General features: G+C 48.7%; 13 protein-coding genes and 1 riboswitch. Of the genes, 10 read left to right on the top strand and 3 right to left on the bottom strand.

What is annotated here, in order from left to right:
- On the bottom strand, positions 1–241 hold a 241-nt coding region (locus ACTF7Q_RS08385; RefSeq protein WP_438997391.1), incomplete at its 3' end, for a nuclear transport factor 2 family protein.
- The gene (locus ACTF7Q_RS08390) at positions 238–987 is read right to left on the bottom strand and encodes an SDR family NAD(P)-dependent oxidoreductase (protein WP_438997392.1); all 750 of its coding nucleotides are present in this window, start codon (positions 985–987) and stop codon (positions 238–240) included. The genes ACTF7Q_RS08390 and ACTF7Q_RS08385, both read right to left, overlap by 4 nt.
- 353 nt (positions 988–1,340) lie before the next feature.
- On the opposite strand from ACTF7Q_RS08390, the gene ACTF7Q_RS08395 reads away from it, so the two are divergent.
- The 7 genes from ACTF7Q_RS08395 (at position 1,341) to ACTF7Q_RS08425 (ending at position 11,450) form a co-directional block, all read left to right on the top strand.
- Complete coding sequence (locus ACTF7Q_RS08395) at positions 1,341–2,396, top strand: asparaginase (protein WP_438997393.1); 1,056 nt, start codon at positions 1,341–1,343, stop codon at positions 2,394–2,396.
- Positions 2,389–3,372, top strand: a complete 984-nt coding sequence (locus ACTF7Q_RS08400) for a threonine-phosphate decarboxylase (protein ID WP_438997394.1) — start codon at positions 2,389–2,391, stop codon at positions 3,370–3,372. The genes ACTF7Q_RS08395 and ACTF7Q_RS08400 overlap by 8 nt, the downstream gene beginning before the upstream one ends.
- Before the next feature lie 49 nt (positions 3,373–3,421).
- A riboswitch (cobalamin riboswitch) is annotated at positions 3,422–3,649 on the top strand.
- A gap of 96 nt (positions 3,650–3,745) precedes the next feature.
- A complete protein-coding gene (locus tag ACTF7Q_RS08405) occupies positions 3,746–4,378 on the top strand; it encodes a HupE/UreJ family protein (protein ID WP_438997395.1) in 633 nt (210 codons plus the stop codon).
- An 86-nt stretch (positions 4,379–4,464) separates the two neighbouring features.
- Positions 4,465–5,556 carry a cobalamin biosynthesis protein CobW gene (gene cobW, locus ACTF7Q_RS08410; RefSeq protein ID WP_438997396.1) on the top strand — a complete coding sequence of 364 codons (1,092 nt, stop codon included), beginning with the start codon at positions 4,465–4,467 and terminating at the stop codon, positions 5,554–5,556.
- Positions 5,543–9,331 carry a cobaltochelatase subunit CobN gene (gene cobN / locus ACTF7Q_RS08415; RefSeq protein ID WP_438997397.1) on the top strand — a complete coding sequence of 1,263 codons (3,789 nt, stop codon included), beginning with the start codon at positions 5,543–5,545 and terminating at the stop codon, positions 9,329–9,331. Before cobW ends, cobN begins: the two co-directional genes overlap by 14 nt.
- Positions 9,328–9,951, top strand: a complete 624-nt coding sequence (gene cobO / locus ACTF7Q_RS08420; RefSeq protein WP_438997398.1) for a cob(I)yrinic acid a,c-diamide adenosyltransferase — start codon at positions 9,328–9,330, stop codon at positions 9,949–9,951. The genes cobN and cobO overlap by 4 nt, the downstream gene beginning before the upstream one ends.
- Complete coding sequence (locus ACTF7Q_RS08425; RefSeq protein ID WP_438997399.1) at positions 9,951–11,450, top strand: cobyric acid synthase; 1,500 nt, start codon at positions 9,951–9,953, stop codon at positions 11,448–11,450. Before cobO ends, ACTF7Q_RS08425 begins: the two co-directional genes overlap by 1 nt.
- Positions 11,451–11,457: 7 nt before the next feature.
- On the opposite strand, the gene cbiB is transcribed toward ACTF7Q_RS08425, so the two are convergent.
- Positions 11,458–12,432 carry an adenosylcobinamide-phosphate synthase CbiB gene (cbiB, locus tag ACTF7Q_RS08430; RefSeq protein WP_438997400.1) on the bottom strand — a complete coding sequence of 325 codons (975 nt, stop codon included), beginning with the start codon at positions 12,430–12,432 and terminating at the stop codon, positions 11,458–11,460.
- A gap of 337 nt (positions 12,433–12,769) precedes the next feature.
- On the opposite strand from cbiB, the gene ACTF7Q_RS08435 reads away from it, so the two are divergent.
- The 3 genes from ACTF7Q_RS08435 to ACTF7Q_RS08445 are packed head-to-tail and all read left to right on the top strand — an operon-like array spanning position 12,770 to position 14,912.
- Entirely contained in the window at positions 12,770–13,069 is a 300-nt protein-coding gene (locus ACTF7Q_RS08435) for a DUF6732 family protein (protein WP_438997401.1), read from the top strand.
- Complete coding sequence (locus ACTF7Q_RS08440) at positions 13,062–14,213, top strand: sirohydrochlorin chelatase (protein ID WP_438997402.1); 1,152 nt, start codon at positions 13,062–13,064, stop codon at positions 14,211–14,213. The genes ACTF7Q_RS08435 and ACTF7Q_RS08440 overlap by 8 nt, the downstream gene beginning before the upstream one ends.
- A gap of 9 nt (positions 14,214–14,222) precedes the next feature.
- Positions 14,223–14,912: a precorrin-8X methylmutase gene (locus tag ACTF7Q_RS08445; RefSeq protein ID WP_438997403.1), complete on the top strand. Its 690-nt coding sequence runs from the start codon at positions 14,223–14,225 to the stop codon at positions 14,910–14,912.
- Positions 14,913–15,069 lie beyond the last annotated feature (157 nt).

Genomic DNA, 15,069 nt, shown 5'->3' on the forward strand with positions numbered 1-15,069 from the left:
AATATGCTAGCTGATCCGAATAAGCGATATCCGTAACGGTAAAACGCGGATCATCGCAGGTTTTAAACATATGTTCAAAAATGGCGCCAAAACTGTCTTTAGACTGAACATCATTGAATGGATCGCTAAAGCGAATATCATTATTAACCAGTGCTAAAAGCGTGTCGATATTATCACTGCGCAGATTGGTAAAGGCGGCGACATAGGCTTGAATAATATCAGTGTGCTGTTTTGTTTTCATGACTGTTTTTTATGTCCGGTTTGCCGCGCGACAAATTTGAAAAATAGCCGATCTGGCAGATACTTCAGAAACTTCATTTTGCGGTTAAATGATTTTGGAAAATCAACAATGAAATCGTCATGCTCCAATCCGTTGAGAATGTGTGTCGCTGCTTGTTCGCTTGTTAACAAATCAGGCATCTCAAAATCATTGATGGCAGTGGCTTCGCTTTCAACAAAACCGGGGCAGATGACCTGTAGCTTGATCCCGTTTGGCGTTAGATCGAAATAAAGCGACTCGGCTAGGGAAATAAGCGCGGCTTTCGTGGGGCCATAGGCGGCTGATTTAGGGAGCCCTCGCCATCCAGCAACAGATGACGTAATGGCTATATGCCCTTGTTTTTTGTCAGTCATATCAGCAACTATTGGCGCTAGCGCATTAATAACGCCCATATAATTTACATCCATATGCTGTTGAAAAACGGCTGGATCAATCTTGCTTCCATCTTGTGGGGTATAGATCCCAGCATTGAGGATAGCTACATCAATCGAACCATAGGTCTTTATCGCATCCTTGACCGCGGACTGCATCGCTTTTTGGTCGGTGACATCGGCGGCGATAGGGTGAAAATTATCATTTTTGTTTGCCAGAGCGTCAAGCCGATCCCGACGCCTTGCAACGCCAGTGATTTTTGCATGTGGACTCAAGGCTGATACTAGCGCAGCCCCTATGCCTGAGCTGACTCCGGTGATGAAATAATGGCGCATGACAAATTTCCACTATAAATTGGCGCGAATTGATCGGCAGGTCGATAATCCTGTTGTATGATGTATGCGTTCTGCTGTCAAAATACCTGTGGCATTTGCCTTTTGTTGAAGTGAGTGAACTGTGATCTCTGCCGAAGCCTCAATATTATCGCCATCGGATATGACCCACTGGAGACAAATATTCTTATCCGGGTTTGGTGTTTTGGATGAAGTGCTAGGATTAAATGGCGCTATATGTGTGGTCGCGTGACGGTCGCCCTTAAAGATTTTTCGCATGCTGAATTATCCCGTGCGATGAAGCGCAAATCATAAATGATGTTTTGGCTGACAAATGATCGTGATATAGGTGCCCCATGACCCAGATTATAACACCTCGTCAGACATTACCCTTACACAGCGTTGAGCCGCTTATTGTGAAGGTTAATCGTAACCACTCTTTAGAGAGTTATCATGCGGTTGATATTGCCGTATGCGACGCAGATGGAAAGGTGATTATCGGATTGGGTGATGTCGAGCGGCCTATTTTTCCGCGCTCGGCAATGAAGCCGCTTCAAGCGATTGCTTTGGCCGAAAAATATGCACAAGGTCAAATGAGTCCAGCTATTGATGATTCAGATTGGTCAATCATCTGTGCAAGCCATAATGGTCAGCCAATACATAGTGCGGCGGTCTCGCAATTGCTTCAAAAATTTGATCTGGCACCAAGCTGTCTTATTTGCGGGGGTCATTGGTCGATTGAACGCAATGCTATGGTTGAACAGGTGCAAAATTTAAAAACGCCTGAACGTATTCATAACAATTGTAGCGGCAAACATAGTGGGATGCTGATTCTAGCAAAGCTGATGGGCGTGACCATCGACGGCTATGCGGACATTACACATCCGGTTCAACAATCGATTATTGGTGTTTTGGATGCCATGACAGGTGTTGATATATTGAGTTATGCGCATGGATTTGACGGGTGCGGCGCGCCAGCAGTCAGTGCGCCATTGGGCAATTGGGCTCGTGCTTTTGCCTTATTTGCCGATCATGATCAATTACCACCACACAGGGCTGAGGCCTGCATGCGCATTATCCGTGGCATTGCATCCGCCCCACTCTTGCTGGCGGGAGACAGGCGACTTTGCAGCGCGCTTGCCACCGCCTTTGGCACCCGCATCACAGGCAAGACCGGAGCCGAGGGCGTATATGCCGCAGCCCTTCATGAACTGGGTCTGGGCGTGATGATAAAATGTCGTGATGGGCAAACACGCGCTACCGAAGTCGCGCTTGGTGCGGTTTTACATGCGATTGGGTATGATATTTCAGCATCGCTTGATCCCTTTTTCACACCTATTCTTCGAAATTGGGAAGGCGATGAGATTGGTGACATCACCTTTGATGGGGGCATAAAGGCTTTTGATGCGTGAGCATGGTGGAAATAGTGACGTTGCCGCAGCCCAATATGGCTTTGCACCGGATGATATGCTTGATCTTTCGACAGGTATAAGTCCGTTTATCTATCCGTTATCACCCATTACCGTTGACACATTGCAAGCGTTACCAACGGCTGCTTCGCTCACGGCCTGCGTTCACGCCGCACGACATGCCTATAGGGTGCCTGAACAGCTAACTGTTACGGCAGGGGCTGGCACACAGGCATTCTTGCAAATTATCCCACGGCTTGTGAACACCGGAACTGTCTGGATTCGCCAGCCTACTTACAATGAGCATGCCCATTGCTGGGCAGATGCTGGGCATAATATTGTTGATGGTGATGTGATGCCGGATGAAGCTGATCACGCGGTCGTTGTTTTTCCAAATAACCCCACAGGTGACAGATATGAAGATTTGAATGCTCTGGCGTCGAAAATTGAACGCAAGGGTGGTCTGCTGATTATTGATGGTGCCTTTCTGGATAATGCTGAAGGAGCAGAAGTTTTTGCTGAATTATCGAATTATTCCTGCGTCATTCACTTGCGTTCATTTGGAAAGTTTTTTGGTTTGGCTGGCGTGCGACTGGGTTTTGCCATGACATCACCAGCCTACAGCGATGCTATACGTGGCATGTTGGGTCCATGGGCGGTGAATAATGTGGCTTTAATGGCAGGAACCTTGGCATTACAGGATGATGACTGGATCCAAAGTCACAAAGGCGTTTTGGAACAGCAGTCAGCAGAACTGGCAAAAATTCTGGTCAATACGAATCTGAGCATTATCGGCGGTACATTCCTGTTTCAAACGATCCGTGATGCCGATGCGCTGTCCTTGCATGAGCATCTTGCACAGACAGGAATCTGGACACGCATATACCGTGAATGGCCGGACTTGATGCGTTTTGGATTACCACGCGACAGGGCTGAAATGGATAGGTTACATAATTCAATTCAAATCTGGCGAAGTTAGGCTAAACGATGACGCAATTGGTTGACTTCTTTCATCGTATTGTGAGAACACTTTAAACAGTATTAGAGGTGGCTTTGATGCCAAGCATCATGCCTTAAAAAGGGAATATGGTTAAGGATGAAACAAGCCATCCGACTCCATAGCCGTCCCCGCGACTGTGAACTGGTCGTTCTTCGAAATGCCACTGGTGTCTGCCAAGGTTAGCCTTGAAAGCACTGGGAAGGCCGGAGAACAATTGGCCATAAGCCAGGAGACCTGCCTTGAAATACGGATTCAATCGGTCGGGGAGTGCCGTGAAGATGTCGTCCATTATGGTACGCCGTCATCAATGTACCCCGCAACAGCCTGAGGGCTTAATTTTGGGAGTACCTAAATGCATAGAATTCTTGCTTTAGCAATCGCGTTTTCATCTATGGCCCTAACAAGTGCCTTTGCGCATCACCCGCTTGGTGGTGACGTGCCACAAACCTTGTTGCATGGATTTTTGTCAGGTGTAGGGCATCCGGTCATCGGGTTTGATCATTTTGCTTTTGTCGTAGCCATTGGTCTTATCGCGGCATTTCATAAACAGCGTGCGATCATGCCTGCTGGCTTCGTGCTGGGCACTATGGCCGGAACTATGATGACCGTCTCTGCAATTATACTTCCATTCGCAGAGCTTGTGATTACAGCATCTGTCATTATTGCAGGCGTTATTGCCATGCGCGGTAAGCTGACATCAATTGTGCCGATGACAATGGGTGCGGCGGTCATTGGTTTGTTCCATGGGTGGGCATATGGTGCCGCAGTCGTTGGTGCCGAAGCAACCCCGATCATTGCCTATCTTGCTGGCTTTGGCCTTGTGCAGATGGCGATTGCCCTGTTAGCTGGTTATGTTGCTGTCAATATGTGGAAAGCGACCTCAGCCGCATCACTTCAGCCGCGTTTGGCAGGTGCTTTGATGGCTGGTGTAGGCGTTGCCTATATGGTCGAGCTGGTCGAAGGGCTGGTTTTCCCGGCGATGTAGCATCCTAACGCAATGCGTTAAAAGGCAGAACGCAGTTCTGCCTTTTATAGTTGGTTATCTCTAATATCAAATCAAAGAAGGTTTTCATGTCACAAACCCGTATTCCTGCAACTGTTATCACCGGCTTTCTTGGTTCGGGAAAGACCACGCTTATTCGTAATATTATCATGCAGGCTAATGGCAAGCGGCTGGCGCTGATTGTGAATGAGTTTGGGGATATTGGAATGGATGGCGACATGTTACAGGAATGTGGTGCCGATTCCTGCCGTGCTGAAGATATTATCGAACTGGCGAATGGTTGTATCTGTTGCACGGTAGCTGATGATTTTCTGCCCAGTATTCAGACATTACTGGCACAGGATCCACCCCCCGATCATATCGTGATCGAAACATCGGGTCTGGCTTTGCCGCAACCGCTGGTTCAGGCCTTTGGCTGGCCAGACATCAAATCGCGGGTAATGCTTGATGGGGTTGTTACATTGGTTGATGGGCCAGCGCTGGCCATGGGGGGGATTGCCCATGATCTTGAGGCGCTCGAAGCCCAGCGCGCGGCGGATGCGGAACTTGATCACGAAAGCCCGATTGATGAATTATTCGAAGATCAGATATCCGCAGCCAATCTGATTGTCATTTCAAAAGCCGACATGTTGGATGATGACGGTGCGGCAAAGGCGCGGTCCATGGTTGAACGCCATCTTGACGAACCAACGCCCATTATTTCGGTTGCTGGCGGCGTTGCCCCTATCGATGCGATCCTGGGGCTGGATATGGAAGACCAGGCGCATGCGCGCGCCGAACATGCACATCACCACCACCACCATCATCATGACGATGATCCGGATCATCATCACGAACATGAACATGAACATGAACACGGCCATGATGAATTTGCCTCTTTTATCATTTCGATGGGGTTGATTGATAGCGCAGCAACATTTACCGCCCAGCTAGCCGAACTGGCTGGTCAACATGGTGTTCTGCGTGCCAAGGGTCGTTTACAGGAAGCAGGCAAAGCATTACCTCTGGTTGTGCAGGCTGTTGGCAAACGTGTGGATAGCTATTATGCGCGTGATACCGAGGCCAGCGTCGGTAAGCTTGTTGTGATTGGTCTGGCTGGGCTTGATGGGGCGGCAATCGCAACGCAGCTTGGCGGTAGTTTGGCTGATGCATCTTCTTAAAATTGATGAAAGTGGTGCCTTATATGACTCTGAAGAGGCGGTCGATCTAGCCCAGCCCCCAGGTGATATTGTCATTTTATCTTCGGCTGATACCGAGGTCAGCTTGCTGGCTAATGCGGCCGCGTCATTAAAACTAAAAAATGCAGCTATTGGTGATATACGCATCGCCAATTACCTCAGTCTGACACATCCCTATTCGGTTGATTTATATATCGAAAAAACAGCGGCCAAAGCGCGTATTATTGTTGTTCGTTTGCTTGGCGGGGCGTCTTACTGGTCATATGGTACACAGCAATTACGTCAGCTATCACAAACCACTGATATTAAAGTCATTTTCATTTCAGGTGATGGCAAACCAGATGCCGAACTTGATTATTTATCCTCGGTTGATGCCGCACTATGCGCTGACCTTGCCGCGTATCTTGATGGTGGTGGCTTGATGAATGCCGAAAGTTTTTTCCTGCGTCTTTACGATATTGCCGACAATACCCAGAACGCACCGCCTGCTAGACCACTTCTTCGGGCAGGGTTTTACTGGCCGGATTGTAATGTGCCGGATTTTGATACCATTCGTTCACAATGGGGGGATCAAAAAAGGCCGATCGCGGCATTGGTGTTTTATCGGGCCCTTATGCAAGCTGGAGATATGGCGCCCATTGACGGGTTGATAGAGGCTTGTGAAACAGCTGGTATGAATCCACTACCAATCTTTGTATCGAGTCTTAAGGAAGCCCAATCAGCCAGTATCGTTGCTGAATGCCTTCATGCCGCAAAAGCGGATGTGATTTTAAATATGACCTCTTTTGCTGTATCTGATCCCTCGGCAATGGATAATATGCAACCAGCCAAGCAGAATATGCGCTCGGCAGGGCCTTTTGGCACCGTTGATGCGCCGGTCTTTCAGGTGGTTCTGGCATCAAACCGTGTTTCTGACTGGCAGGAAAATTCGGCAGGTCTGACCGCGCGGGATCTGGCGATGAATGTGGCTTTGCCTGAATTGGACGGGCGGATTTTATCGCGTGCCATCGCCTTTAAAAAGCCGCTAAGCAAGGATCCTGTTACACATGCTATGACAACGCATTATGTGCTGGTGCCAGAGCGTGCCCGTTTCGTGGCAAGCTTAGCCGCAAAATGGTGTGCATTACGCTATAAACAGCCGGCTGATAAAAAGATCGCTCTTATCCTCGCTAATTATCCAAATAAGGATGGGCGGATTGCCAATGGGGTTGGGCTTGATACGCCGGAAAGCGCATTTCAGGCGATGCGTGATTTGCAGCTGGCTGGTTACACAATCACTGATATACCTGACTCAAGTGCCGATTTGATCGCGGCTCTTCGCAAAGGCCCGACAAATGCCGGATGGCAAGGGCGTGAATCCCATATAACGCTAGCCCATGATGTTTATGCGCACGCCTTTGCGTCATTGCCGGATGATGTGCAATCCGCTGTCATTGATCGATGGGGCGCCATTGAAAACGACCCTATGTTTGATGGCAAGCTATTCCACGTTCCGATTCTGACCTTTGGGCATATTGTTGTCGGTGTTCAGCCAGCGCGCGGGTATAATATCGATCCAAAGGCAACCTATCACGCACCTGATCTGGTGCCGCCGCATAATTATTTTGCCTTTTATATCTGGTTACGTGAAATTTGGGGCATGGATGCTGTGGTTCATTTTGGCAAGCATGGCAATCTGGAATGGCTGCCTGGCAAAGCCCTTGCGTTGAGTGCGTCTTGCTATCCTGAGGCTATATTGGGGGCGGTGCCGCATCTATATCCCTTTATTGTCAATGATCCGGGTGAGGGGGCGCAGGCCAAACGCCGAACTGCGGCGGTTGTGCTTGATCACCTGACTCCACCGATGACAAATGCTGACTCGCATGGCGTGATGGCGGCGATCGAGTCACAAATGGATGAATATTACGAAGCCGCTGGCATGGATAAAGCGCGTTCTGCTGCATTGTTAGACGATATTCTGACCGATGCTGAGCGCGCTGGCCTGGCCAAAGATTGCGGTATTCTTCCTGATGATGATGCTGGTGAAAAACTGCTGAAACTTGACAATTTTCTTTGTGACTTAAAGGAACTGCAAATCCGTGATGGTTTACATATTTTTGGTCGTAATGCAGCGCCTGATCTGCTGAATGCGTTGCTGGTCCAGATTTTGCGCACCCCTCGTTATGATGGTGAGGGGGCGCATGCCTCATTACTTCGGGCGTTGGCGGATGATCTTGAATTATTGATTGGTGATGAATTATTTGATCCTTTGACAGCCGAACGTGCCGTTTCTTGGCAGGGAACTCTACCAGCCATGCTAGCTGATATCTCTGATAATGTCTGGCGAAGTCAGGGTGATACAGTGGAGCGCCTTGATATGTTGGCGGCAGCACTGGTTGCTGGTGATATCAATCCGCCGGGGCCAGCATCGGCAAAGGTGCTGGCGCATGGATTAACGGTGATTAAGCCCTCCTTAAACACATGTGGCGAGGCTGAACGAGATGCGCTGCAACGCGGTCTTGCTGGTCAATTTGTGCCTGCAGGTGCTTCTGGTGCGCCAACACGTGGACGCCCGGAAGTATTACCGACAGGACGCAATTTCTATTCAATTGACAGCCGGGCTTTACCAACACCGGTTGCGTGGCGTCTGGGTTGGGCATCGGCGAATGCGTTGCTTGACCGATATCTGCTTGATCATGGAAACTGGCCAAAGGCGATGGTGCTGTCGGCATGGGGTACATCGAACATGCGAACTGGCGGTGATGATATCGCACAGGCGCTGGCTTTGATGGGTGTGCAACCTGAATGGGATAATAATTCGCGCCGGGTGACAGGATTTGATATTATTCCTCTGGCGGTACTTGGTCGGCCGCGCATTGACATTTCATTACGTTGTTCGGGGTTTTTTCGCGATGCTTTTCCTGCACAGATGAGTTTGATTGATCGCGCTGTTCAGGCTGTTGCGGCACTTGATGAGCCTGACGACCAGAACCCGCTTGCCGCCGTTGCCCGTGCCGAAACAACCAAGCTTACGGACAATGGTGTGCCGCATAAGGATGCGTTACGGCAAAGTACCATGCGTATTTTCAGTGCCAAACCAGGTGCTTACGGTGCGGGTCTGCAAACCCTGATTGATGAGGGTATCTGGGAACAACGTGCTGATTTTGCCGAGGCTTTTCTGACCTGGTCTTCATATGCTTATGGCGAACAATTATCAGGCATTGATGCCCGTGATGCGCTAGAGGCTCGGTTGGCATCGTCAGATGCGGTGCTGCATAATCAGGATAATCGTGAACATGATATTCTCGATAGCGACGATTACTATCAATTTGCGGGTGGTCTGTCTGCCGCCGTGGCGCATCTGTCAGGGCGTGACGTGCCCGTATATCACAACGATCACTCATTACCTGAGCGCCCTGTTATCCGAAGCCTTGCCGAAGAAATCAGCCGTGTTGTTCGCGGCCGCGCCAGTAATCCTAAATGGATCGAGGGGGCTATGCGGCATGGCTATAAGGGGGCATTTGAAATGCTGGCAACCGTTGATTATCTGTTTGCTTTTGCGGCCACCACGCGAATGGTTGATGAACATCATTTCTCCGCCTTATATGAAGCCTATATTGAAGATGACCTCGTGCGTGATTTTCTTGAAACGGCCAATGACGCGGCCTTTGCCGACATGCTGGCACGCTTTCAAGAGGCTATCGACCGTGGCCTATGGACACCAAGACGCAATAGCGTGCAAGCTGAGCTTGACAAACGAAGGGGGGAAGCAACATGACCGATAATCAGGCACCAAACGATATTGATCGCCATAACAGCAAAATGGCAAAGAAAAAACAGGCGCGTGACAAAATCATGGCTAGTAAGACGCAGGAAAAAGGACTCATTATTATCAATACTGGCAAAGGCAAAGGAAAGTCCTCGGCCGCTTTTGGTATGATTTTTCGCTGCATTGCGCATCAGATGCCATGTGCTGTTGTTCAGTTTATCAAAGGGGGTATGGATACGGGTGAACGTAATCTGATTACAGCTCATTTTGGCGATCTATGCCAGTTTCATACAATGGGTGAGGGCTTTACTTGGGAAACGCAGGATAAAGAACGTGATATTGCCGCCGCACTCGCAGCCTGGGAAAAGGCAAAGGCGTTGATTCTGGATGATGGCAACAGGATGGTTTTACTGGATGAGATCAATATCGCCTTACGATACGGTTATATTCCGCTTGATGAGGTTATCAGCTTCCTGCAAACACAAAAGCCAGACATGACGCATGTTGTATTGACCGGACGTAATGCGGCTGAAGAGCTGATCGACATTGCCGATCTTGTGACTGATATGTCGCTTATAAAACATCCTTTCCGTTCGGGTATAAAGGCGCAGATTGGTGTTGAATTTTAATGGTTGATCACGCTGTGCATCCAGCAGCAGACGCGCCAACGCCATGCGTTATGATTCAGGGCGCGGGCTCAAATGTTGGTAAATCGGTTCTGGTCGCGGGTCTGTGCCGCTATTTTGCTAATCAAGGCCTGACTGTCCGACCTTTCAAACCACAGAATATGTCGAACAATGCCGCCGCGACTAGCGATGGCGGCGAGATAGGCCGGGCGCAAGCATTGCAGGCTTTGGCCTGTCGTGTTGCCCCTTCTGTTGATATGAATCCGGTTTTGCTCAAACCTGAAACCGATACAGGTGCTCAGATTATCGTTCAGGGAAAACGCTTTGGTAGTATGCGTGCCAAGGAATATGGCACACATAAAGCCACTTTGTTACCGCGCGTAATGGATAGTTTTAACCGGCTTTGCGCAACGGCAGATATCGTTATTGTCGAAGGCGCAGGTAGTCCAGCGGAGGTCAATTTACGTGCAGGTGATATAGCCAATATGGGCTTTGCACAGGCGGCTGATATCCCCGTTATTCTTGTCGGAGATATTGATCGAGGTGGGGTCATTGCTAGTCTTGTTGGCACCAATATGGTGCTTGATAATGCAGATTCAAATTTAATAAAAGCGTTTTTAATCAATAAATTTCGTGGCGAAACTAATCTTTTTAGTGAGGGTTTGAAAATCATCGAAACCCATACAGAGTGGGGCGGTGTTGGTATATTACCATGGTTTGCTGATGCGCGGCTTTTGCCAGCCGAAGATATCCTTGATATTGGGTCATCACAATCAATGGTCAGGTCAGATAAGGCACTCAAAATTGCTGTGCCTTTATTGAAACGAATTGCCAATTTTGATGATCTTGATCCTTTGTCGGCTGAGCCCAATATCGATCTGACACTTGTTCAGCCAGGCGATGTTATGCCTGTTGATGCGGATGTTATTTTGATTCCTGGTTCTAAGTCGACAATCTCTGATCTGGGCTTTCTGCGCACACAAGGGTGGGACGCTGATATCATCAATCATGTCCGGCGCGGTGGGCGTGTGCTGGGTCTTTGTGGTGGGTATCAGATGCTTGGTAATTGGGTGCATGATCCCTATGGCATTGAGGGTAAGGTAGGGTCAGCCGAAGGGCTAGGCTTGCTTGATGTTGAAACCTTTTTGGCAAATGACAAAACCGTCAGACAGGTTACTGCCACGACAGCTGCTTCGGGGGTTTCGGTTTCTGGTTATGAAATTCATGTTGGTAGAACGCGTGGAAATGATAGGGATCGCCCTTTGCTGATGATCGAAGGACGCCCCGAAGGGGCGGTATCGTCAAGCGGGTTGGTCGCGGGCAGTTATGTTCATGGTATTTTCAGCAGTAATGACTTTCGCAGTACCTTTATGCAGCAACTTGGCGGGATTGAAAGTCAGCTTAATTATGATGATCTGGTGGATCAAATTCTGGATAAACTAGCTGATCATATCGCGACGCATCTTGATATGGATAGAATTGCAAAAATTGCAGGTCTTTAGGCCGCCGCTAGCTGGCTAAATGCCGCCATATCAATATCAGTGTGATGATCAACAGAAACAGAAACTGTGCAGTGGTCAATATTCCAAGCGATCTTTGTATATCATCACTTGCAACCATACGTCCGTCAGGGTTCATACGTGGCGCGACAATTAACCTATTCCCATAATATCTTGATCCGGCCAACCATATGCCTAGAGCATAAGCCATAGCGGCTTCAGGCCAGCCTGCATTTGGCGAGCTATGCGTGCGGGCATCAGGGGCAATAAGATACAGGGCAGAAATCCGTAATCTGCCATTGAGTATACCAGCAAGCGCGATCAGCAAAGCTGTCAGACGCGCGGGAACATAGTTCAGCAGATCATCAAATTTAGCCGCGCCATAGCCAAAGGCCAGATAACGTGCATTTTTATAACCGATCATACTGTCAGCTGTATTGGTTATCTTATAGATAAGAATTCCCGGTAACCCAAGCGCAAGATACCATAGAGCAGGGGCAAAAACGCCATCGGATAGGTTCTCGGCACCGGTTTCGATGGCGGCACGCGCTACCTCATCCTCATCTAGATTATCTGTTTGTCGCCCGACAATCATGCTGACTGCGTATCGGGCAGAGCTAATGTCGCGGCGTAAAGCAACAGCAACAGCATCAATATGATCATGTAGCGATTTGCCGGCAATGAGTATAGTGACGATGACAACATCAGCTAGAAGCCCGCCAAAAGATGCCACATATCCGGCAATGCCAGCAAATACAACAAGAATCAATATGGCCATTAGCCCATGCAGACGTCGTCTTTTACCTGTCCATTTTCTGCGTTTTTGGTTCAGTTTTTGGTCACAGAAGTTGATTAATTTTCCAAAAAAAACGACCGGATGCGGTAAGTGCCGCCATAACAGCGCAGGTTCACCAACCATCCTGTCAATCAAGATAGCTGCAATAAGAACAAGCGCACGTAATTCAATGTCGGAAAATGAAGGCATCAGGATGATTTGTTCCGCTAACAATAAGTTACCATGGTGATATTAGGACAAATAGGCGATATGGCTCAATGTAGTTGTTGCAATTCACCTAATTAATGACGGTTATGGGTAATTGTAATTATTCTAACTTCCTAGTATGCATAACCAAGGACGGTGGACTTGTGAACAAGATGAAAGCGATCCCGGTGCGGTGAACCTAAATCAGGCATCCAATTCCGGGCCCCGAGCCAAGATCTATGAAGCAGCAAAATGGCTGTGTTACTAGTTTTTGCTTTGCTTCTATCCAAAACATATCTCCTCTGTTTCATGATGTAACAATTTGTGACGTGAGATATGAATGTATAAGAACAAATCCTGCTTGCTGATATTCGGTTTCGGTATTATCTGGAATATGGGTAGCGTATCTGCATTTGCGCATATTGGGCATTTCGGCGAATTTGCCGGTCATAGCCATATAGCGGGTGCCGTGCTAGGCGGTCTTGCTGTCGGCCTTGCTGGCATTCTGGCTATAAACCGTAAACGAAGAAAAGATAGTGATATTAAATCAGCTGACGCCACCAGTGGTAATGCTGGTGACGATGTTGCTGATGGGGGCGAACGTCCCGAGGTGACCGAAGGAACAACACAAAATGCATGATGTTAATGAAACGCACACACCACCAAAATATGGTGTGATGATATGTGGCCATGGTTCACGTTCAAAATCTGCGGTCACAGAATTTGCCGTCCTAGCAGAAAAGCTGGCGCCATTATTTCCGGATTGGCCTGTTGAATATGGCTATCTGGAATTTGCAACACCTGTGATCAAAACAGGTCTGGATGCATTGCGTGCAAAAGGGGTGACGCATGTTCTGGCAGTGCCTGGCATGTTGTTTGCGGCTGGCCATGCCAAAAATGATATTCCATCTGTGCTGAACACCTATGCGGCTGAGCATGATATTACGATTCAGTATGGCCGTGAACTGGCGATCGATCTGCAAATGCTTCAAGCTGCTGGCGATCGGATCAAATCCGCAGTTGATGAGGCGAATGCCACCCATGGCGCGGTTGATATTGCTGAGACTTGCCTTGTTGTAATCGGGCGTGGTGCCTCTGATCCTGATGCGAATTCCAATGTTTCCAAAATATGCCGGATGCTATGGGAAGGTATGGGGTTCGGCTGGGCAGAAGTTGGCTATAGCGGCGTGACCTTTCCGCTTGTCCAGCCATGTCTCGAGCATGTAGCGCGGCTTGGCTATAAACGTGTTGTTGTGTTTCCGTATTTCCTATTTTCAGGCATTCTGATTGACCGTATTTATGGCTTTACTGACGAGGTGGCAGGTCATTATCCAGACATCGAATTTATCAAAGCCAGCTATCTAAATGACCATCCGAAGGTGATTGCAACTTTTGCTGATCGGGTTCGTGAGATCATTGATGGTAATAACAATATGAACTGTGCTTTATGTAAATACCGTGCGCAGGTGTTGGGTTTTGAAGCTGATGTTGGTGTGGCACAGGAAAGCCATCATCATCATGTCGAGGGGCAAGGAATTTCAGCCCCCGGTAGCAATGTTGAAGATTGTAAATTATGTGACAGCTTCTGTAGCGGTGCGTGTCGCCTTGATAGTGACCATCAGCATGACCATGCCCATGATCATGACCATGCCCACGATCATGCCCACGACCACGACCACGATCATGGGCATACGCATCAACCTTATCCGCATGCAAAACATCCACATGGACCGGAATCGGTGCGTAACTATAAACCTAAATCCAGTCAGGAATCAGATAGGTGATTGGCGCTGATGACATCAACCTATTCCTATATCAAAGACCCGCAGACCATTTACGACGCATCCTTTGCGCATGTTCGTGAACAGGCACGGCTGGACGCTTTTTCGGGTGATGACGCCGAAATAGCGATCCGTATCATTCATGCGTGTGGCATGGTTGATGTGGCTGAACAGCTTGTTATTGATACTCATTCTATATCGGCAGCTATTGCTGCTTTGCGAGCTGGCGCACATATTTTTTGTGATTGTGAAATGGTTGCATCGGGGATAACACGACGTTTTTTACCTGCGGATAACCCAGTTCGGGTGACATTAAACGATCCGCAAACGCCTGCCAGAGCATTAGCTGACAAAACCACACGCTCGGCGGCGGCGGTTGATCTGTGGGACGAACAGCTTGAGGGCGCTATCGTAGTTATTGGCAATGCACCAACAGCTTTGTTTCGTTTGCTTGAACGTATGCGGGATGAGTCAGTAAGGCCAGCTTTGATACTTGGCTTTCCTGTCGGCTTTATTGGTGCGGCTGAGTCAAAAATGGCATTGGCCTCTCTGGCAGATGATAGGTCTGTCGTAGCCAAACATGCCACGCTAGAAAAACCATTTGCGCCTCCCTTTATCACCTTGCATGGTACATTAGGGGGGTCAGCGATTGCGTCGGCGGCATTGAATGCGCTTGCAGTGATCGCTGGGCGCTCAGCATGAGCAAAGCCACGCAAAACATCACCATTATAGGCGTTACCGAAGCCGGGTGCATGGCTTTGGCACCTGATGCGCTTGCCTGTATCAAAGCCGCCGATCACATATTTGCGTCAAAACGGTTCCATGCCACGATTGATACAAATGGTATAATCGAAAGCTG

The sequence above is a fragment of the Puniceispirillum sp. (SeqCode) genome (genome assembly GCF_965657105.1).
Taxonomy (GTDB): domain Bacteria; phylum Pseudomonadota; class Alphaproteobacteria; order Puniceispirillales; family Puniceispirillaceae; genus Puniceispirillum.